The organism is Mesorhizobium australicum WSM2073, assembly GCF_000230995.2.
GTDB classification, from domain to species: Bacteria; Pseudomonadota; Alphaproteobacteria; order Rhizobiales; family Rhizobiaceae; genus Mesorhizobium; species Mesorhizobium australicum.
Genome location: NC_019973.1, coordinates 828,312 through 847,491 on the forward strand (window position 1 = coordinate 828,312; position 19,180 = coordinate 847,491).

The 19,180-nt window shown below is 61.6% G+C and carries 17 protein-coding genes; 10 read left to right on the forward strand and 7 right to left on the reverse strand.

Features of this window, described 5'->3' with window-relative positions; genetic code table 11:
• Positions 1-698 precede the first annotated feature (698 nt).
• Both MESAU_RS29820 and MESAU_RS03865 read left to right on the forward strand, forming a co-directional pair.
• On the forward strand, positions 699-1,700 hold the full coding sequence (locus MESAU_RS29820; RefSeq protein ID WP_015314740.1) for a DNA-methyltransferase: 1,002 nt from the start codon (positions 699-701) through the stop codon (positions 1,698-1,700).
• Positions 1,663-3,360 (forward strand): DGQHR domain-containing protein, encoded by a 1,698-nt coding sequence (locus tag MESAU_RS03865; protein ID WP_015314741.1) that lies wholly within the window; start codon positions 1,663-1,665, stop codon positions 3,358-3,360. Before MESAU_RS29820 ends, MESAU_RS03865 begins: the two co-directional genes overlap by 38 nt.
• Before the next feature lie 12 nt (positions 3,361-3,372).
• On the opposite strand, the gene lepA is transcribed toward MESAU_RS03865, so the two are convergent.
• A complete protein-coding gene (gene lepA, locus MESAU_RS03870; protein WP_015314742.1) occupies positions 3,373-5,178 on the reverse strand; it encodes a translation elongation factor 4 in 1,806 nt (601 codons plus the stop codon).
• A gap of 207 nt (positions 5,179-5,385) precedes the next feature.
• Here lepA and MESAU_RS03875 point away from each other — a divergent pair, with 207 nt between their 5' ends.
• From MESAU_RS03875 to msrA, 4 genes are all read left to right on the forward strand, one after another.
• The gene (locus MESAU_RS03875; protein WP_015314743.1) at positions 5,386-6,450 is read left to right on the forward strand and encodes a TadE/TadG family type IV pilus assembly protein; all 1,065 of its coding nucleotides are present in this window, start codon (positions 5,386-5,388) and stop codon (positions 6,448-6,450) included.
• Between the two features lie 180 nt (positions 6,451-6,630).
• Positions 6,631-7,335, forward strand: a complete 705-nt coding sequence (locus tag MESAU_RS03880; protein ID WP_015314744.1) for a DUF1223 domain-containing protein — start codon at positions 6,631-6,633, stop codon at positions 7,333-7,335.
• 116 nt (positions 7,336-7,451) lie between these two features.
• Positions 7,452-7,748 (forward strand): hypothetical protein, encoded by a 297-nt coding sequence (locus MESAU_RS03885; RefSeq protein ID WP_015314745.1) that lies wholly within the window; start codon positions 7,452-7,454, stop codon positions 7,746-7,748.
• A gap of 225 nt (positions 7,749-7,973) precedes the next feature.
• Positions 7,974-8,699: a peptide-methionine (S)-S-oxide reductase MsrA gene (gene msrA / locus MESAU_RS03890; protein ID WP_015314746.1), complete on the forward strand. Its 726-nt coding sequence runs from the start codon at positions 7,974-7,976 to the stop codon at positions 8,697-8,699.
• A 70-nt stretch (positions 8,700-8,769) separates the two neighbouring features.
• Here the strand turns inward: msrA and MESAU_RS03895 are convergent, their stop codons facing one another.
• A complete protein-coding gene (locus tag MESAU_RS03895) occupies positions 8,770-9,774 on the reverse strand; it encodes a cytochrome d ubiquinol oxidase subunit II (protein WP_015314747.1) in 1,005 nt (334 codons plus the stop codon).
• Positions 9,775-10,015: 241 nt separating this feature from the next.
• Positions 10,016-11,377 carry a cytochrome ubiquinol oxidase subunit I gene (locus tag MESAU_RS03900; protein ID WP_015314749.1) on the reverse strand — a complete coding sequence of 454 codons (1,362 nt, stop codon included), beginning with the start codon at positions 11,375-11,377 and terminating at the stop codon, positions 10,016-10,018.
• Between the two features lie 236 nt (positions 11,378-11,613).
• Between MESAU_RS03900 and MESAU_RS03905 the strand changes: the two genes are divergently transcribed.
• Entirely contained in the window at positions 11,614-12,540 is a 927-nt protein-coding gene (locus tag MESAU_RS03905) for an ABC transporter ATP-binding protein (protein WP_041163616.1), read from the forward strand.
• Positions 12,537-13,316: an ABC transporter permease gene (locus MESAU_RS03910; protein WP_015314751.1), complete on the forward strand. Its 780-nt coding sequence runs from the start codon at positions 12,537-12,539 to the stop codon at positions 13,314-13,316. Before MESAU_RS03905 ends, MESAU_RS03910 begins: the two co-directional genes overlap by 4 nt.
• Positions 13,317-13,343: 27 nt before the next feature.
• Here MESAU_RS03910 and MESAU_RS03915 read toward each other — a convergent pair whose 3' ends face one another.
• On the reverse strand, positions 13,344-14,381 hold the full coding sequence (locus MESAU_RS03915) for a phosphatidylglycerol lysyltransferase domain-containing protein (protein ID WP_015314752.1): 1,038 nt from the start codon (positions 14,379-14,381) through the stop codon (positions 13,344-13,346).
• Positions 14,382-14,539: 158 nt separating this feature from the next.
• A complete protein-coding gene (locus MESAU_RS31045; protein WP_140619882.1) occupies positions 14,540-14,728 on the reverse strand; it encodes a hypothetical protein in 189 nt (62 codons plus the stop codon).
• A 95-nt stretch (positions 14,729-14,823) separates the two neighbouring features.
• Between MESAU_RS31045 and MESAU_RS03925 the strand changes: the two genes are divergently transcribed.
• Positions 14,824-16,011 (forward strand): flavin-containing monooxygenase, encoded by a 1,188-nt coding sequence (locus MESAU_RS03925; protein WP_015314753.1) that lies wholly within the window; start codon positions 14,824-14,826, stop codon positions 16,009-16,011.
• Positions 16,012-16,043: 32 nt separating this feature from the next.
• Here MESAU_RS03925 and MESAU_RS03930 read toward each other — a convergent pair whose 3' ends face one another.
• A complete protein-coding gene (locus tag MESAU_RS03930) occupies positions 16,044-16,268 on the reverse strand; it encodes a hypothetical protein (RefSeq protein WP_015314754.1) in 225 nt (74 codons plus the stop codon).
• A gap of 133 nt (positions 16,269-16,401) precedes the next feature.
• Positions 16,402-18,405: a PhoX family protein gene (locus tag MESAU_RS03935; protein WP_015314755.1), complete on the reverse strand. Its 2,004-nt coding sequence runs from the start codon at positions 18,403-18,405 to the stop codon at positions 16,402-16,404.
• 263 nt (positions 18,406-18,668) lie between these two features.
• On the opposite strand from MESAU_RS03935, the gene MESAU_RS31450 reads away from it, so the two are divergent.
• Positions 18,669-19,169 (forward strand): hypothetical protein, encoded by a 501-nt coding sequence (locus MESAU_RS31450; protein WP_015314756.1) that lies wholly within the window; start codon positions 18,669-18,671, stop codon positions 19,167-19,169.
• The last annotated feature ends 11 nt before the right edge of the window (positions 19,170-19,180 follow it).

The window sequence follows — 19,180 nt, forward strand, 5'->3', positions numbered from 1 at the left end:
GCGATTGGCGAAAGTGTCAATGACAGCGCCCCTCTCCCCGTCCCTACACGGGGAGAGGATGCCGGCAGGCAGGTGAGGGGCGGCGCCGGCGCCTGAAAGGGGAACGCACGGCGGCAACGAACGCGCGGTGAGGCGCATCCACAGCGCAAAAATGTTCGCGCGCCGACCATGATGATTGCCGCCGTCCAAAGCCAACGGGGTAGTCCGTCCCGCTGGCCTCGACCCCCCGCATTGCCCGCCAAAAACAGGCACTCGCCGGCAAGGAAGGTCAGGAACTCGGCCGCAACTCAATCATTGCCGAGCTGCTGGTATTTCATCGTAAGAAGTGCCGACGCCACAGCGTTTCGCGCAGTGAACCGCTCGCCACGAAGATGGCGGCTAGGCCGAAGATGCCACCGATGGCGAGGCCGAGAGTGGCGATGAGGTCCAGAGAAATTGCTGGGCACATGATAGCTGGGCATATGATATCTCCCCAAGCTGGTAAGTAGATTCCTTGGGCGAAGTAACATCAAGGCTTAGCCACATTCTCGCATGACCGCGAAATCGATTGCCACCTACTCCGCGAGGCTGGAGCCACCGGCCAGTAAACCCATCTTGATCGCAGGTGTTCAAAAGCAAAATTTAGTGCAACACACCAAGTAGCCACGTGATATGCTTTATGTCATTTTGCTCATACCGATTCGTCGCTGGAAGGACAAATGGATCAGAGAACTTTTGCCTTTGACGACGCTCAACGGCTGTCCTCAGTCATTCATGGTGATGCGTTGACAGAATTAAGCAAATTGGAAGACAATTCGTTTCAACTTGTTGTCACCTCACCACCTTACAATATCGGCAAAGAATACGAAAGAGGACAGCGGCGCACTCTTGACCAATATGTCAAATGGCTCCAGCCTATTGTTAAACAAGTTTGCAAAAAGGTTAGAGAGGACGGCAGCATTTGCTGGCAAGTTGGCAACTACATAAATAACGGTCAAGTCTTCCCGCTAGATTTGTTTTTCTACCAGATGTTCATTGAGCAAGGATTTCAACTCCGCAATCGCATCATTTGGCATTTCAATTTTGGACTTCATGCCAACCAGCGCTTTTCTGGTCGATACGAGACGCTGCTTTGGTTTTCTAAATCGGACACCTACAAGTTTCATCTTGACCCTGTCAGAGTTCCTCAGTTGTACCCAGGCAAGCGCCATGGAAGCAAGCGACCGGAAAAGGCTAGCGAGCCGAGTGGTAATCCGCTTGGTAAGAATCCGTCGGATTTTTGGGAGTTCTCGCCAGAAGATGCTTTTATTCAGAACCCGGTTTGGAACATACCAAATGTGAAGGCCAAGCACCCCGAGAAGACCACCCATCCTTGCCAATTTCCAAGTGAACTTGCGGAACGCTGCGTATTGGCACTGACTGACCACGGGGACAAGGTATTGGATCCGTTCGTGGGTGCGGGCACTAGCGTGATCGCCGCTATAAAGCACGGTCGTATCGGAGTTGGCATAGATCAGAGCGATCAATACGTTCGAATAGCACGAGACCGTGTCGCGAAATATGAGCTTGGTGAACTGGAATTGCGTCCTGCGGGCAAGTCCGTAAGGAAGCCGAAGGCGGGAGAGAAGGTGGCACAGTTTCCTACCGAATGGTTGGAGCAGGCGCCTCTCTCGGGAGGGGATATTGAAGGGCAAAGCGAAGCGGAAGAAAAAGACTCCTGAGGAGAAGCTAAAATCAGACCATCGAAAGATGGTGCGCAGCGTGTTTTCGCAATGCGGATTTTTGCGCGCCGGGGACCTGTCTGATAAGGAGTTCATTTACGACGGCCAACCGACAGATTTCGACGACGTTTATGTCTATGAGAACATTCTCGTATGCCTCGAGTATACCACGACAACTTCTTCCAAAGTTTCGGACCATTTGAAACCGAAAAAGATCGTATATGACAAGATCGCCAGGTCCGACGAGGACTTTGCCGTGTTTTACTGCGACCTTAGCCCTACATTGAAGGGCCTATTGCTGGACAAATATAATCCGTCTGAGATTAAGGTTGCTATCGTATACTGCTCATACTTTGATGTTTCTCCGCAACTTAAACACAACGTGCCGAATCCCGTCTATCTCGGGTATCCGGAGTTGCGATATTTCAAAAATTTGGCGGACTGTATCCGGAAGTCAGCCGTTTTTGAGCTACTCGAGTTTCTCAGGTTAGCTGAAGGCGACGTTGGCCAAGACGGTAAGATTGAAACTGCCAGGAAAACTGAAAGCTACCCAGGATCCTTGCTCCCCGAGTCGAGTTCTAACTTCAATAAGGGATATAAGGTCGTATCATTTTATGCAGCACCGAAAATGCTTCTTAAGTGTGCATACGTTCTAAGGAATGACGGGTGGCGCAGCTCCTACAATCTCTACCAACGAATGATCTCTAAGACGAAAATCGACTCGACGCGGAGGTACCTGAAGCAATACAAGCGCGTTTTTGTTAACAATATAATTGCCACGCTACCCGCTGACTGTCACATTATTGATGCAAATGGCGTTCCGGTGGACCATTCGAAGTTAAACAATACCAAAGCGGTCGAAATCCAACTACCATGGCGTATGAATAGCATCGGCATCATAGATGGACAACATAGAACTTACGCTTACCACGAAGCAGTGAATGACGATCAGGAAATTGGCAAACTCCGGACTAAACAGAACCTCCTTGTTACAGGAATTATCTATCCAAAGCATATTCCGATCGAGGAAATGGAAAAATTTGAGGCTCGGCTCTTTCTGGAAATAAACTCAACTCAAACCAGTGCCAGATCAAATCTGCGGCAGGCAATAGCGGCTATTCTTGATCCATTCTCTGTCGAATCCATAGCGACCAGAGTTCTGGAGTCATTAGATCGAAGCACCGGACCGCTAGGTTCTCAAATTGAGAGATACTTTTTTGATAAGAATAAGCTTAAGAGCACATCGATCGTGAGCTACGCGCTGAAGCCGCTTGTCAAAACCACTGGGATCGATTCTCTATTTTTCCTTTGGGAGGATGCCGACAAGGGGAACATGGTTCTTACCTCGAACTACACGATGCTGGACAGATATGTTGCTTTCTGTACGTCTCAGATAAACATGATTTTGTCGGCCGCAAAATCCCGAGTAGACGCCCAAAAATGGACGACTGATAAATCCGTCGACGGCCACATGCTAAATACGACTACAATAAACAGCCTCCTGATATGCCTTAGGCTGCTAATTGGGCAGGGCAAGGCTTCTGGCTTCGATTATTATCGACAACAAATGGCTGGATTGGACGCGTTTCAATTTAAGCAATATCATTCGAGCCAATATAAACAGCTCGCCAACAAGCTGTTCGAAACTTACTTTGGATGAAGTGGCCTTTTCTCAATCCCCCATCTTCAGCGCCTGGATAAACGCCTCCTGCGGGATATCCACCTTCCCGAACTGCCTCATCCGCTTCTTGCCCTCTTTCTGCTTGTCGAGCAGCTTGCGCTTGCGCGAGACGTCGCCGCCGTAGCACTTGGCGGTGACGTCCTTGCGCAGCGCCGAGATGGTTTCGCGGGCGATGACCTTGCCGCCGATCGCGGCCTGGATCGGGATCTTGAACAGGTGATGCGGGATCAGCTCCTTGAGCTTCTCGACCATCTGGCGGCCGCGCTTTTCCGCCGCCGTGCGGTGCACCAGCATCGACAGCGCGTCGACCGGCTCCTCGTTGACCAGGATCGACATCTTCACCAAATCGCCCTCGCGGTAGTCGGTCAGGTGATAGTCGAACGAGGCGTAGCCTTTCGAGATCGACTTCAGCCGGTCGTAGAAGTCGAAGACGACTTCGTTGAGCGGCAGGTCGTAGGTCAGCATGGCGCGTTTGCCGACATAGGAGAGGTCGGCCTGGATGCCGCGCCGGTCCTGGCAGAGCTTTAGAATTCCGCCGAGATAGTCGTCGGGCGTCAATATGGTGGCGCGGATCCACGGCTCCTCGATGGCAGAGATCTTCACGACGTCGGGCATGTCGGCCGGGTTGTGCAGTTCCTTCATCGAGCCGTCATTGAGGAGCAGCCGGTAGACGACGCTCGGCGCCGTGGCGATGAGGTCGAGGTTGAACTCGCGCTCCAGCCGCTCCTGGATGATTTCGAGATGCAGCAGGCCAAGGAAGCCGCAGCGGTAGCCGAAACCGAGCGCGGCGGAGGTTTCCATTTCATAAGAGAAGGAGGCGTCGTTGAGGCGCAGCTTGCCGACGGCGGCGCGCAAATCCTCGAAATCGGCGGCGTCGACCGGGAACAGGCCGCAGAACACCACCGGCTGCGCCGGCTTGAAGCCGGGCAGCGCGTGCGCGGTCTGGCGCTTGTCCTCGGTGATGGTGTCGCCGACGCGGGTGTCGGCCACTTCCTTGATTGAGCCGGTGAAGAAGCCGAACTCGCCGGGGCCGAGCTCGTCGACATTGATGCGGGCGGGCGTGAACACGCCGGTGCGCTCGACCAGGTATTTGGCGCCGGTGCCCATCATGCGGATGGTCTGGCCCTTCTTCAGCACACCGTCGATGATGCGCACCAGCACGATGACGCCGAGATAGGCGTCGTACCAGCTATCGACCAGCATGGCTTTGAGCGGCGCCGTGGCATCGCCCTCGCGCGGCGGCGGCAATTGGTGGACGATGGCTTCCAGCACGTCGGGAATGCCGAGGCCGGTCTTGGCCGAGATCAGGACGGCGTTGGAGGCGTCGATGCCGATCACCTCCTCGACCTGCTCGCGGATGCGCTCGGGCTCGGCGGCCGGCAGGTCGACCTTGTTCAGCACCACGACGATCTCGTGGTTGTTGTCGATGGCCTGGTAGACATTGGCCAGCGTCTGCGCCTCGACGCCTTGCGAAGCGTCGACCACCAGCAGCGAACCCTCGCAGGCGGCGAGCGAGCGCGACACTTCATAGGCGAAGTCGACATGGCCGGGCGTGTCGATGAGGTTGAGGATATAGTCCTCGCCATTGTTGGCGCGGTATTTCAGCCGCACGGTCTGCGCCTTGATGGTGATGCCGCGCTCGCGCTCGATATCCATCGAGTCCAGCACCTGCTCCTTCATGTCGCGCAGCTCCAGCCCGCCGGTGGACTGGATCAGGCGGTCGGCAAGCGTGGATTTGCCATGGTCGATATGGGCGACGATGGAAAAATTCCGGATGTGGTCGAGGGGCGTGCTCATGCCGCGCGCTTTAGCAGGGGCGGCAAGCGGCGGCAAGGCTTGGCGCCCAAGGGCTGCCTTGCCGCTCACAAAGCGGTGAGATCAGCGAAAAAATCGAAAAAACCGGCCTACTGGCAAAGAATGCATAAACTTTGATCGGTCACATTAGAGCTTGGTTCGCCGGCTCGTGGTAATTGCACGCTCGCTAATGTCTGTCGGGGGTTTGAAATGTTCAGGGTTTTGCGCGGCTTTGCCCGCTCCCGCAGCGGGTCGATGATGCCGCTCTTCCTGGTGAGCCTGATGCCGCTGATCGCGGTCATCGGCTTCTCGGTCGACTATACAAGCGCGGTCCAGACCAAATCCAACCAGCAGCAGGCGCTGGATGCCGCGATCCTGACGATCACGACCATGGACATCACGTCGACGCTGGCGCAGCGCCAGACGCTGCTGCAGGATTCCTTCGCCGCAAACGGTGGACAAGGCACCGCGACGCTGACCAACTTCGTGGCCGGCAACACCACCACCGCCACCACGGCGCAGGCCACGGCGAGTTTCGCCATGCCGACCGTTTTCATGAGCATCGCCAGGATCAACACCGTACCGATCGCCGTCGCCTCTGCGGTCAGCAAGCCGCCCGCGCTGGTTGCGGCTACCTTCAAGGTCTCCGGGGTTTCGGGTTACTGGAACAAGACAATGACGCTTTACGGCACGCAATTCGGTGCGACGGTGGCCAAGCCGCTGATGACGATCGACTATACCTATGGGAACACCAAGGATCCCAAGGGCTACGGCACGACCAATGTCAACGTCCTCACCACCGATTCAGCCGGCAAGACCGTCACCACGCTGGTCCAGAAGCAGGTCTGCACCGTCGGCAACAATCCGCCAAGCGGCGTGACCCTCAAGACCGATGCGAGCGGCACGAAATACTACTGCGTCGATACGATGTATCCGGCCAACAGCGCCGGCGCGGCGATCGACGTCAGCGCGATGGGCGGCCTCTATTTGCAGATGGACGTACCGTCGGGCAACCCGAAAAAGCTGATCTCAAACGATCCAACGACGTCCAACCGGCTCTATAGCGGTTTGAGCGCGACCACCCTGACCGAGACGGCCACCGGTCAGCCTGTCGACATCTTCAGCGTCGTGCCTTGCGGCGCGACAGCCTACCAGGCTTGGGAAGATGGCGGCAACTCGGTCCCGGCGCCAGTCAGCAACGCCGACTTCTTCTACAACGTGACCGGCAAATGCGACTACAACAAGCGGCCCTCGGAGACGGCGCTGACACAGTGACGCTGCCGATCTCCCCTCGTGGGTGAGATTGGAGCTGGCGACCGTGTTCGCCAATCTCTGAGGCGCGCAGGGCAGAGCGCTCTTCAATCACAAACCGGTGAGCGTTGTAACGAAGCCGTCCGTGGCGGCGAAGTGGGGATATGAGCGGCGCATCGTAGCGTCGCCCCACGGAGCAAGCCGATGTCGCCAGTCCTACCAAGCAGGTTTTTCGCACTGTCCGGCCTCGCCGCGCTGGCGCTCGCCGGATCGCTTGCCAACGCCCTCGCCCAGCCGCTCACCGTGGTCGAGCTGTTCACCAGCCAGGGCTGCTCGTCCTGCCCGCCGGCCAACGCCAACCTCATCAAGGTCAAGGACCGGCCCGGCGTGCTGGCGCTGTCGTTCAACGTCACCTACTGGGATTACCTCGGCTGGAAGGACACGTTCGGCAAGCAGGAATTCACGCAGCGCCAGGTATCCTACGAGCCATCGCTCGGCCATGACGGGCCGTTCACGCCGCAAGTGGTGGTCAACGGCCATGCCGACGTCGTCGGCGCAGCACCCGGCGAGATCGAACATCTGATCGCGGCCACGGCCAAGACCGGCGGCCCGTCGCTGGCGCTTGAGGGCGGCAAGGTCGCGATCGGCGCCGGCGCCGCTCCGGGCGGCCATGCCGATGTCTGGCTGGTGCGCTACACCAAGGGTGTCGTCGAGGTGCCGGTGGCGCGCGGCGAGAACACCGGGCGCACCTTGCCGCATGCCAATGTCGTGCATGCGCTGACAAAACTCGGCAGCTGGAGCGGCGACGCCAAGACGCTCGATCTGCCGGCGGCCTCGGGCGGCCTCAGCACCGCCGTGCTGGTGCAGTCGCCCGGCGGCGGACCGATCCTGGCCGCCGCCGCCAACTAGATCGCGTTCGAGCAGAGATTTGCCAAACAGAGATTTGCACCGCCGCATGAGCAGCGGTGCAAGAGCCCGGCCGCCCAAAGGGCGTGCCATCAACCCGTAAACCCAAGGAACCGACCATGACCACTTTCTCCCGCCTGACGCTGCCGGCGCTCGCCCTCGCTTTGTGCTCCACGGCGCTGTTTGCCGGCGGCATCGCCCGCGCCGACGATGCCAGCAATGCAATGAAGCCCGCCGCCAACGCCATGGCGCCGGCCGCGGACGCCATGAAGCCGGCAACCGATGCGATGAAGCCCGCCGACCCGATGGCGACCAACGCCATGAAGCCCGCTACGGACGCCATGAAGCCTGCCACGGATGCGATGAAACCGGCGACCGACGCGATGAAGCCGGCAACGGATGCCACCGCCAATTGAGATTGGTGCGTGGCCTTCTGTCCCTGGCGGGCTCCCTGTCCAGCCGGGGACAGTTGCTGGAGCAGCCCCCCGGGAAAGGCTTGAAGCGGTTTTGCTTCGGCAACGGGGTCGAAACAGAAAGTCTGGGGGCGCACGCGAATGTGAGCCTCCGCCGCAACTCACGCATCGCGCCACCGTAGCTGATCCAATAGACTGATCCCAATGGAAGCCATGAGGAGTGCAACCATGACCACTATCAACAAACGTTCGACAGGCTTTGTCCGGGGCGCGCTCGCCGCCCTCGCCCTTGCCGTCGCGGGCGCCGCCTTCTGGCTGACGCCGGCCATCTCCGCCGAGGATGCCGTGAAGATCCCGCCGCCGGCAATCGACGAAAAAGCGGCCACCGGCACAGAGAAGGCGATCTTCGCCGGCGGCTGCTTCTGGGGCGTGCAGGGCGTGTTCCAGCACGTCAAGGGCGTCAGCAAGGCGGTCTCGGGCTATACCGGCGGCGCCAAGGACGACGCCGTCTACGAGACGGTCGGCACCGGCCGCACCGGCCACGCAGAGTCCGTCGAGATCACCTATGATCCGTCCAAGGTCACCTACGGCCAGCTGCTGCAGGTCTATTTCTCGGTCGCCCACAACCCGACCCAGCTCAACTACCAGGGTCCGGACTCGGGCACCCAGTACCGCTCGACGATCTTCGCCGAAAACGACGCCCAGAAGAAAATCGCGCAGAGCTACATCGCGCAGCTCGACAAGGCCAAAGTGTTCGGCGAGCCGATCGTCACCACGCTGGAGACCGGCAAGACCTTCTATCCGGCCGAGACCTACCACCAGGACTTTTTGACGCTGAACCCGACCTATCCCTACATCGTCTACAACGACCTGCCCAAGGTGGCGAATTTGAAGACGCTGTTCCCGGCGCTTTACAGCGAAAAGCCGGTGCTGGTGCTGTCGGCGAGCAACTGAGATTGCGAGGCGCGCCATTCTGGCCTTTCTCCCCGTCATTATACGGGGAGAAAGGCGCTGTCATCGCGCCTCAATCATACGTCAGATCCGTCGCCTTGCCGCCGAACACGCGGTAGGCATAGAACGAATAGAAGATGATGACCGGCAGCACCACCACGGTGCCGGCCAGGATGATCGCCAGGCTTTCGGGCGCCGACGCCGCCTGCCAGATGGTCAGGCGATCGGGCACCACATAGGGATAGAACGACCAGGCCAGGCCGGCAAAGCCGAGCGCGAAGATGGTGGCCAGCGTCAGGAACGGTGTCAGCGAATGGCGATCGTCAGGCCTCGGCAGATGGAAGGTCTGCCGCCACAGCCAGGCAAACAGCAGCGCCGACAGGATCGGCAGCGGCGACAGATAGAGCATCTCGGGCCAGACGAACCATTTGGCGAAGATGCGCGGGCTGGCGAACGGCGTCGCCAGCGACACGGCGGCCATGCCGAGCGCGGTCAGCACCAGCGCGGTGCGCAGCCAGAGCACCGCCTTCTTCTGCAGCGCGCCTTCGGTCTTGTAGATCACCCAGGCGGAGCCCATCGCCGCGTAGGCCGCCGCCAGGCAGAACGCCACCAGCACGCCAAACGCCATGCCGCCTGGCCCGACATCGAGGCCGAGCACGTAGACGCCCAGCATATAGCCTTGCGCCAGCGAGGCGATGAGCGAGCCCAGGAAGAAAATACGGTTCCAGCGATGTTTCTTCCCCGCCGGCACCTTGGCGCGGAAATCGAAGGCGACGCCGCGCAGGATCAGGCCGACCAGCAGGACGAAGACCGGAATGTAGAGCGCCGTCAGGATGACGCCATGCGCCAGCGGAAAGGCGACCAGCAGCAGGCCGACGGCCAGCACCAGCCAGGTTTCGTTGGCGTCCCAGAACGGGCCGATCGCCGCGATCATGGTGTCCTGCTCGGTGTCCTCGGCGGCGGCGAACAGGATGCCGATGCCAAGGTCGAAACCGTCGAGAATGACGTAGATCAGAATGGCAAGGCCCATCAGTCCGGCGAAGATCAGGGGGAGCAGGGTTGGCCAGCCGTAGGTCATCTTGCTCTCCTCACGCCATGATTTCGGTTTGCGAAGCTAGCGCCGCCCCTCATCGCCCTGCCGGGCACTTCTCCCCGTATAGGGACGGGGAGAAGCGGGCTGGCCGCAACGCCGGCGCCATCCATGCAACGTTGGCGATTGGCGAAACCATAGGACTCAGCGCCCCTCTCCCCGTCCCTATACGGGGAGAGGATGCCGGCAGGCAGGTGAGGGGCGGCGCGGGCCTGCAATGAAAACATGCTCACTCCCCCGCGGCCGGCTGCGACAGCGGTGCGTCGAGAACACCCGGCAGCGGCGAGATGTCGCCGTCCTTGGCCGCCTTCAGCGCCAGGTGCACCAGCACGCCGAGATAGGCGATCAGCAAAAGCACGTAGAGCAGGAGATAGATGGCGAGCGTCAGCGCCACATGGCTGCCGGCCACCGGCCCGACGGCGTCGGCGGTCTTCAATACGCCGGTCACCAGCCAGGGCTGGCGGCCGATCTCGGTCGTGTACCAGCCGGCCAGCGTCGCCAGCCAGCCCGACAACGCCATCGGCACCATCAGCATGGCGAGCGGCTTTGGCAGCGCGTGCCGGCGCTTGAGGAAGAAGGCGGCCGACCAGGAGACGGCGAGCATCAAAAGCCCGGTGCCGACCATGATGCGAAAGCTCCAGAAGAGCGGAAAGACCGGCGGATGGTTGCCGGGATAGTCGTTCAGCCCCGGCACGACACCGTCGGTCGAGTGCCGCAGGATAAGGCTGGCCCCGTCCGGAATCGCGACCTCGAACTTGTTTTCCCTGGCCGCCTCGTCGGGCAGCGCGAACAAAACCAGCGGCACGTTGGGACCGGTGTTCCAGTTGGCCTCCATGGCGGCGATCTTCTGCGGCTGGTGTTCCAGCGTGTTGAGCCCATGCTGGTCGCCGGCCAGGATCTGGATCGGGATCAGGATCGCAGCGGTAAAGACGCCGGTGCGCAGCGCCTTCCACATCGATTCCGAACGGTCGCCGTTGAGGTAGCGCAGCGCCGACAGACCGGCGATCAGGAACGACACCGTAAGCCCCGAGGCGAGCAGCATATGCACCAGCCGGTAGGGCATGGACGGGTTGAAGACGATGGCCCACCAGTCGACGGCGTGCGCGACGCCGTCGCGCATCTCGAAGCCGGCCGGCGTCTGCATCCAGGAATTGAGGGCGATGATCCAGAACGCCGACAGCGTCGTGCCGCCGGCGACCAGCACCGTCGCCAGCGTGTGGATGCGGTTGGAGACGCGGCGGAAGCCGAACAGCATGATGCCGAGAAAGGCCGCCTCGAGGAAGAAAGCGGTGAGGATCTCGTAGGCGAGCAGCGGTCCGGCGATGTTGCCGACATGCTGCATGTAGCCCGGCCAGTTGGTGCCGAACTGGAAGCTCATGGTGACGCCCGAAACCACGCCCATGGCAAACGACAGCGCGAACACCTTCACCCAGGTGAAATAGGCGCGCATCCAGGCGGAATCATTGGTCGCGTTGTAGCGCAGCTTGAAGAACAGCAGCACCCAGCCAAGGGCAATGGTGATTGTCGGAAACAGGATATGAAACGAAATATTCGCGCCGAACTGCATGCGCGACAGTATGAGCGGGTCCATGGCGGGCTCCGGCTGTAAATACTCGCGAAGGATAGGCCCGAAGCGGGGTCAGGTCAAAGCGGCCTCCTGCCGCGAGGCTGAACGCCACAGGACAATTTTACCGGATGGTCGCGGCGCATTCCCAGCCAGCTCCGCGCTTCGATGCCCAGAACTGGCAGCAGGGCATTGACTTGCGGTTGCACTGGGCGACAACAGGCCTATATCAAGTCACCTCTTTCAGGCAGCCGTTTTCAACCATGCCCTCCATATTGTCCATTTCCGGGGTCTCCAAGACCTACGCCACCGGCTTCACCGCGCTCAAGGAAGTCAGCCTTGATATCCAGCGCGGCGAGATCTTCGCGCTGCTCGGCCCCAATGGCGCCGGCAAGACGACGCTGATCTCGATCGTCTGCGGCATCGTCAACCGCTCGTCGGGGACCGTGACCGTCGATGGCCATGACATCAACAAGGACTATCGCGCCGCACGCAGCCTGATCGGGCTGGTGCCGCAGGAACTCACCATCGACGCGTTCGAGAGCGTCTGGGCGACCGTCAATTACAGCCGCGGCCTGTTCGGCAAGCCGGCCAATCCGGCCTTCGTCGAGAAGGTGCTGCGCGACCTGTCGCTGTGGGACAAGAAGGACGCCAAGGCGATCACGCTGTCGGGGGGCATGAAGCGGCGGCTGATGATCGCCAAGGCGCTGTCGCACGAGCCACGCATCCTGTTCCTCGACGAGCCGACCGCCGGCGTCGACGTCGAACTGCGCCAGGACATGTGGGCGATGGTCCGGCGGCTGCGCGAGGACGGCGTCACCATCATCCTTACCACGCACTATATCGAGGAAGCCGAGGCCATGGCCGACCGCGTCGGCGTCATCAACCGCGGCGAGATCATCCTGGTCGAGGGCAAGGCCGAACTGATGCGCAAACTCGGCCGCAAGGAGATGAGGCTGGAGCTGCGCGCGCCGCTCGGCAGCGTGCCCGACGGGCTCTCGCGCTATGCGCTCGAACTGTCGCCGGATGGCACGCAACTCACCTACACATACGACAACCAGAGCGACCGGCCGGGCGTCGCCTCGCTGATCAGGGATCTCGAGGCGGCCGGCATCCAGTTCCGCGATCTCGATACCAAGAACAGCTCGCTCGAAGAGATCTTCGTCAATCTCCTGAGGCAAGAGCCATGAACCTGCGTGCGGCCCCTAATTTTCGCGCGGTCTGGGCGATCTACCGGGTCGAGATGGCGCGTGCGTTCCGCACCGTGCTGCAGAGCATCATCTCGCCAGTCATCTCGACGTCGCTCTATTTCGTCGTCTTCGGCTCGGCCATCGGCTCGCGCATAACCGAAATCGACGGCATCGCCTACGGCGCCTTCATCGTGCCGGGACTGATCATGCTGTCGCTGTTGACGCAGTCGATCTCCAACGCCTCTTTTGCCATCTATTTCCCGAAATTCGTCGGCTCGATCTACGAGCTTTTGTCGGCGCCGGTCTCCTACCTGGAGATCGTCATCGCCTATGTCGGCGGCGCCGCGACCAAGTCGATCATCCTCGGCCTGATCATCCTGGCCACGGCCTCGCTGTTCGTGCCGCTGCACATCGAACATCCGTTCTGGATGCTCGCCTTCCTGATCCTGACGGCGGTGACCTTCAGCCTGTTCGGCTTCATCATCGGCATCTGGGCGAAAAGCTTCGAGCAGCTGCAGCTGGTGCCGCTGCTGATCATCACCCCGCTGACCTTCCTCGGCGGCAGCTTCTATTCGATCCACATGCTGCCCGGCATCTGGAAGACGATCACGCTGTTCAACCCGGTGGTCTACCTGATCAGCGGCTTCCGCTGGAGTTTCTACGGCAAGGCCGATGTCTCGGTCGTCGTCAGCCTCGGCATGACGCTGGTGTTCCTGGCCGTCTGCATCGCGATCGTCGCCTGGATCTTCCGGACCGGCTACCGGCTGAGGAACTGACGCGGCCCTAAAGTCGTGAGAGAGGCCTCAAATGGCCTTGACCAGCCGCAGCAACCCCAGCATCTCGATGTAGGTCCCCTCGCGAAAGGCGATGTAGACCGGTTCCTCGGCGCCGTGGAAGCGGCGCTTGAATGCCGCCTGTCCCTGCAGGTTGAACCTGCGGCGGTTGACCCAGGGCGAGTCGTAGGCGCGCTGGAAGGCGTTGCGCCAGAACTCGCTTTCGGCAAATCCGCTCGGGCCGACATCGAGCAGCGGCGACAGGCCGAGCGTCACCACCGAAATGCCTTCCTCGCGAAAGCGGTCGACGGCGAATTTGGTCAGGCCGATCTCGGCATGCGGCGAGGCATCGATGTGCTTGCGCTTGAAGGCCGTGGTGTAGCCGATCACCTTGCCGTCGGCGAACATCGGATCGAAATCGAGCAAGGCGACGAGGTCGCCATCGGGGCCGTGCAGCACGAAACGGCGCATATCGGTGCCGAGCTGATCGTAAAACGGTCGGTTGAGGAAACCCATCTCCCATCGCTTGACGATACGGTCGCCGCGCCAGTTTTGAGACAGCCGGGAGATCTCGTCGAGGTGGATCGTGCGTTTGTCCTCCTCGAACGAAAAGCCCTTCTTCAGCAGCCAGCGCTCGGAATAACGCACCGTTTCGTTGCGCTTGCCGGAAAAATCATGGTCGGGCAGAGCGAGGCGCGTGTCGATGCCCAGCCGGTTGATCTTGTAGCCAAGGCCGGCAAGGACCTGGGCGGTCTGTTCGCCGATCTGCACGAACCACGGGCCGCCAGCGCTCTCGACGAAGCGTCTGATGTAGTCGGGCCGCCGATCCGGCGCCGCCACCGGATCGCCGAGCGCGAAATGATGCCTCATCTTGGTGCCGAAGGCGATGTAACCGTCGGCATCGCCAAAATAGGAAAGCTTGCTTTGCACGGCGGTGGAATAAGCGAGCGAGAAGTCGCCATGACGGCGCACCAGCGCCAGCCGTTCGACATGCGTCAGCGCCCGGCGCTCGACCTTGGGCGAGGCCCCCTCGAGGAGGTTGTCGAAATAGATCCGCAAGGAGGGCATGGTCGAGATTCCGCGTGCCGTCCATGGCGCGACGTGTCCGACGACACGCAAGACGCGCCATGGCGTCTTGATTTTTCGCAAGGTAGCCGAAATCGGGTTGCCGGTTTCGAATGCCCGCGTCCGTGACGAGATCCGCCAGCCCCCGGACCTCGAATCAATCACTTTGCCGCGACCTGATTATCGCCGATGCCGCGGATATGCCATATAGGGCTGGATGTATTCGGACGGAAGCGGGTAATGCGCTCCATGTCGTGGTTTTGACGCGGTGCCGCGACCGGCTGTTTCGGCCGGGCGGAAATGCTCCAGACGCGAAGCCGCCTCGGCGCGGGACCATCGAAAATCGGCATCGAGTTGCCGTTCGGGTCCTGCGCGCGATCAAACTGTTACAGCGGCCTGCGAGCCTTCAGGGGCTGCCGCGAGGGCGAATGGGGTTCGAGAGTGAATGGCTGATACGACAAGCAGATCGATGGTGGAGCAGGCGGTGACGGTCGAGCCGGCGATCGTCGTTGGCGCCGGCGCCGCCGGGCTGGCCGTCGCGAGGGCCTTGATGAAGGCCGGCGTGGCGACGGCGATCCTGGAGAAGGAAAGCCGGCTGGCCGAGCCCTGGCGCCGGCGCCACGAGCAGCTGCACCTCAACACCCACCGCGATCTCTCGGCACTGCCCGGCCTTGCCTATCCCAAGGGCACCCCCGCCTTTCCGCACCGGGACGTCGTCATCCGCCATATGAACGATTTCCATGAGGCGAACCGTTTGCCGGTGGAGTTTGGCGTTTCCGTCGAGTCCATCACATTCAGGGGCGATCACTGGGTCGTGCGCACCAGCGCCGGCTCGCGCCTGGCGCGCCATGTCGTTGTGGCCACCGGCCGCGACCGGGAACCCTTCACGCCGCAGTGGACGGGCATGCAGGCGTTCGCGGGCCGGATCATCCACTCGGCGGATTTTGGCGATGCCCAGGCCTATGCGGGCAAGAAGGTGCTGGTTGTCGGCGCCGGCAATTCGGGCTTCGACGCACTCAATCATCTGGCCGGTGTCGATACCGCCGCTGTCTGGCTGTCGGCCCGCAACGGCCCCGCCCTTTTGCCCAAGCGCGTCGGCAAGATCGCCGTGCACCGCCTCTCGCCGCTCATGGCGCGCCTGCCGCTGCGCGTCGCCGATGCGGTGATGGCGGTGACGCAGCGCCTGGTGTTCGGCGATCTCACCAAATTCGGCGTGCCGCCCGCGCCTGCGGGCGGCGCCAGCCGCCTGACCTCGGACTATACCGCGATCGCCGCCGACGATGGCGCCGTCGATGCCATCAAATCGGGCAGGATCGTGGTGGTGCCCGGGGTACGGGAGTTCACCCGCGACGGCGTCATCCTGGCTAATGGCAGCCTGATCGCTCCCGACATCGTCATTGCCGCGACGGGCTACCGCACCGGGCTGGAGCGGATGGTCGGCAATCTCGGCGTGCTCGACGAGAAGGGCGTTCCGCTCTTCAACGGCGGCCAGGCCGATCCGAAACTGCCCGGCCTGTGGTTCACCGGCATGCGGCCGAGCATCCGCGGCTGCTTTGCCAATGCCGGCATATTGGCCAAGGCGATAGCTGCGCGGATCGCCGGCTCATCCCGCCCCTCCGGCGCCTCACGCTGAGCGACCGCACAGGACAACATTTCCCGTCGGCGTCACGCCGATTTCGGCTCCAGCCGCCGGAAACCGACAGCCTCGGTCAGCATCTCCTCGTCGACCATGCCGGCATTGTAGAGGGCCAGCAAGGTGAGCGCCAATTCACGCGCCTCGACGGATTCGGGATGCGCTTGCCGTCGGCGGCAGGCCTCGTCGAAGACACGTTGCAAGGTGGCCACTTCGTCAGGTTTGAGCAGGCCACGGTCGTAGATCGACTTGGGCATGGCGATGATCTCCTGATCACGATCTAGGGCGCCACGTGTAAATTGCCAATCTTTCCCGAGGCTTGAATATGATATCGCACAAAAGAGAGGCCCCGGATCGCCGGAGCCCCTCTCATTTTTGTCTCGCCCGACCTCAGACGGCGATCTTGCCGCCACCCTGTTTGGTGATGGCGACCACCGCCGGCCGCACCGGCATGTCGGGCCTGAAATCGGGCCAGCGGGTCGACAGGTCCTCATAATAGGAGGGCCGGCCGAACGCTTCCCAATCCTCGCCGCCGTCACCCGGATGCTGGACGGCGACAAAGGCGGTCTGGTCGTCCGGCGCAAACAGCGGGCCGCACATTTCGGCGCCGATCGGCACGCGGAAGAACAGCTTCGAGGTCGCCCGCGCCGATCCTTCCGTGTCCACCGCCCACAGGCCGTCGGTGCGGCCGGTGGCCTTCGGGCCCTGGCCATCGGTGGCGACCCACAGGCGCCCGGCCGAATCGACCGCGCAATTGTCGGGCATGCCGAACCAGCCATGGGCCGTCGTCGCGGTGGAGAAGGTGGCGCCGACGGCGGCCACCGATGGGTCGCCGCATTTCAGCAGCACTTCCCACTTGCCCTTGGTGGCGGCGAAATCGCCCTCGTCCTCGACGATTTCGATGATGTGGCCGAAGGCGTTTTCGGCACGCGGGTTGGCGGCGTCGACCTGATCGGCCTTGCGCTTGGAATTGTTGGTCAGCATGACATAGACCTTGCCGTTGCTGGCATTGGGCTGGATGTCTTCGGGCCGGTCCATCTTGGTGGCGCCAAGCAGGTCGGCGGCGCGGCGTGTCTCGATCAGCACGTCGGCCTGGCCGGCAAAACCGTTTTCCGCCGTCAGCGGCCCTTGGCCGAACACGATCGGCATCCATTCGAACGAGCCGTCCTCCGCGAATTTGGCGACATGCAGCGTGCCGTCGTCGAGCAGATCCTTGTTGGCCGCGCGGTCGCCGGCGTTGAACATGCCCTTGGTGACGAACTTGTAGACATAGTCGAAGCGCTCGTCGTCGCCGAGATAGAAGACCACTCGACCATCCTTGGCGACGATCGATTCGGCGCCCTCATGCTTGAAGCGGCCCATGGCGGTGCGCTTGCGCGGCACCGAGGCCGGGTCGTTGACATCGACCTCGACGATCCAGCCGAAGCGGTTGGGCTCGTTCGGCTCCTTGGCCAGGCTGAAGCGGTCATAGTGCGCGCCCCATTCATAGGCGCCTTCCGGAATGCCGAGGCGCTTGTAGTTGGCGGCCTCCTTGTGGCCCTCCGGCAGCTCGCCGGAGAAATAGCCATGGATGTTCTCCTCGGACATCACATACGTGCCCCAGGGCGTGACCCCGCCGGCGCAATTGTTGATGGTGCCGAACACCTTGACGCCGGACGGGTCGGCATTGGTCTTGACGCGGTCATGGCCGGCAACCGGGCCCGACAGCGCCATCTCGGTGTTGGCGGTGATGCGGCGGTTGAGCTTGCCGTCGCGAATTACCCGCCATTTGCCGCCATCCTTGCGGATCTCGACGATGGTGCCGCCATGGGCGGCCATCTCGACATCGACCTGCTCTTTCGAGAGCGGCGCCACCTCGGCCGACTTCTTGCCGTCCTTCTCGACAATCTTGACGATGCCTGGGAACATCAGATGCGGGTTGGTGTATTCGTGGTTGACCACCAGCAAGCCATGCTCGGCCGAGCCATCGAGCGGGATGTAACCGACATAGTCGTTGTTGTAGCCGAACTGCTTGGCCTGGGCTTGCGCCGACTGCTTCGTCGGGTCGAATTCCGGCGAATCGGCAAACAGCGGATCGCCCCAGCGCAGCAAAACGTCGGCGTCGTAGCCCGGCGCGACGTGGTGCTTATCGTCGATACCGGCCTCCAGCTCGTCGAATTTGAACGCTGAGCCTTCCGCGGCGCGGGCATCGTCGGCGGCGATCATGGCCAGCGGGCTGACGGTGGCGGCGATCGCCGAAACGGCAAGCGAACCCTTGAGGAAGCCACGGCGCGAGAACCGCGCGGCGATGATCTCGCCCATGGTGCGGTTCTCGCTGGGATTGTTGGCCGGGCCTTCGTTTTCCTCGAGCAGGCTGGTGCGGAATCGGGCGTCGGGGGAGCGATGTTCGGTCATGGGAACCTCTGGTGGGTTTTGCCTGGAGCTTCCGGCTTACAGTCGGCTGATCACATTTTCGTGACATGGTATCTCCGCTGCCGCTCGCTCACGAGACCGATTTTTCACGCCTCGCCTGGGACTTTGGTCCAAGCTTGCGCCTGCAAAGGTCCTGGGGGACAAACGCAACGGTCGGAGGTCGCTTCCGGTCACCACGTCTTTCGGCGATGTTGTTGCACTGCAACGTTGGGGTGGGCGCGCCGGCTCAATCGACGGAGATCAGTATGCGTGGATCGATCACGGCCCGTTGTTGCCGTCTGGCTCTCAGATCGGCGGCCGTCCTGGCGCTGACCATCGCTCCCTATGGAATCGTCTTCCATGGCTTCGTGCCTGGACTCGATGCCGCGACCGCACATGCCGACAAGGGTGGCAACGGCGGTGGCGGTGGGAACGGCGGTGGCGGTGGGAATGGCGGTGGCGGTAACAGCGGTGGCGGTGGCGGCAACAGCGGCAATGGAGGAAACAGCGGCAACGGCAATAGCGGTAACAGCGGCGGCGGGAATAGCGGAAAGGGTAAGGGCCAGGGCAACCAGAGCACAAGCCATGTCAACGCCACGACCGGCGACACGGTCGACGTGGATGGGAACAAGATTACAGTTCAGCACCCGGATGGCTTGACGGAAAAAATCGAGAACGGGCGTTTCAGCATGAAGGATAAGCTCGGCCGCACGATCATCGATCGCCGTGCCACACCGGCCGACGCCAGCCGTCTCAAGGCGCTTTGAATTTCGGCCCT

Excerpts from the sequence above, each read along its gene's own strand:
- MESAU_RS29820 (WP_015314740.1), top strand. The coding sequence starts at position 699 with ATGGATCAGAGAACTTTTGCCTTTGACGACGCTCAACGGCTGTCCTCA.
- lepA (WP_015314742.1), bottom strand. The coding sequence starts at position 5,178 with ATGAGCACGCCCCTCGACCACATCCGGAATTTTTCCATCGTCGCCCAT.
- MESAU_RS03875 (WP_015314743.1), top strand. The coding sequence starts at position 5,386 with ATGTTCAGGGTTTTGCGCGGCTTTGCCCGCTCCCGCAGCGGGTCGATG.
- MESAU_RS03880 (WP_015314744.1), top strand. The coding sequence starts at position 6,631 with ATGTCGCCAGTCCTACCAAGCAGGTTTTTCGCACTGTCCGGCCTCGCC.
- MESAU_RS03885 (WP_015314745.1), top strand. The coding sequence starts at position 7,452 with ATGACCACTTTCTCCCGCCTGACGCTGCCGGCGCTCGCCCTCGCTTTG.
- msrA (WP_015314746.1), top strand. The coding sequence starts at position 7,974 with ATGACCACTATCAACAAACGTTCGACAGGCTTTGTCCGGGGCGCGCTC.
- MESAU_RS03895 (WP_015314747.1), bottom strand. The coding sequence starts at position 9,774 with ATGACCTACGGCTGGCCAACCCTGCTCCCCCTGATCTTCGCCGGACTG.
- MESAU_RS03900 (WP_015314749.1), bottom strand. The coding sequence starts at position 11,377 with ATGGACCCGCTCATACTGTCGCGCATGCAGTTCGGCGCGAATATTTCG.
- MESAU_RS03905 (WP_041163616.1), top strand. The coding sequence starts at position 11,614 with ATGCCCTCCATATTGTCCATTTCCGGGGTCTCCAAGACCTACGCCACC.
- MESAU_RS03910 (WP_015314751.1), top strand. The coding sequence starts at position 12,537 with ATGAACCTGCGTGCGGCCCCTAATTTTCGCGCGGTCTGGGCGATCTAC.
- MESAU_RS03915 (WP_015314752.1), bottom strand. The coding sequence starts at position 14,381 with ATGCCCTCCTTGCGGATCTATTTCGACAACCTCCTCGAGGGGGCCTCG.
- MESAU_RS31045 (WP_140619882.1), bottom strand. The coding sequence starts at position 14,728 with ATGCCGATTTTCGATGGTCCCGCGCCGAGGCGGCTTCGCGTCTGGAGC.
- MESAU_RS03925 (WP_015314753.1), top strand. The coding sequence starts at position 14,824 with ATGGCTGATACGACAAGCAGATCGATGGTGGAGCAGGCGGTGACGGTC.
- MESAU_RS03930 (WP_015314754.1), bottom strand. The coding sequence starts at position 16,268 with ATGCCCAAGTCGATCTACGACCGTGGCCTGCTCAAACCTGACGAAGTG.
- MESAU_RS03935 (WP_015314755.1), bottom strand. The coding sequence starts at position 18,405 with ATGACCGAACATCGCTCCCCCGACGCCCGATTCCGCACCAGCCTGCTC.
- MESAU_RS31450 (WP_015314756.1), top strand. The coding sequence starts at position 18,669 with ATGCGTGGATCGATCACGGCCCGTTGTTGCCGTCTGGCTCTCAGATCG.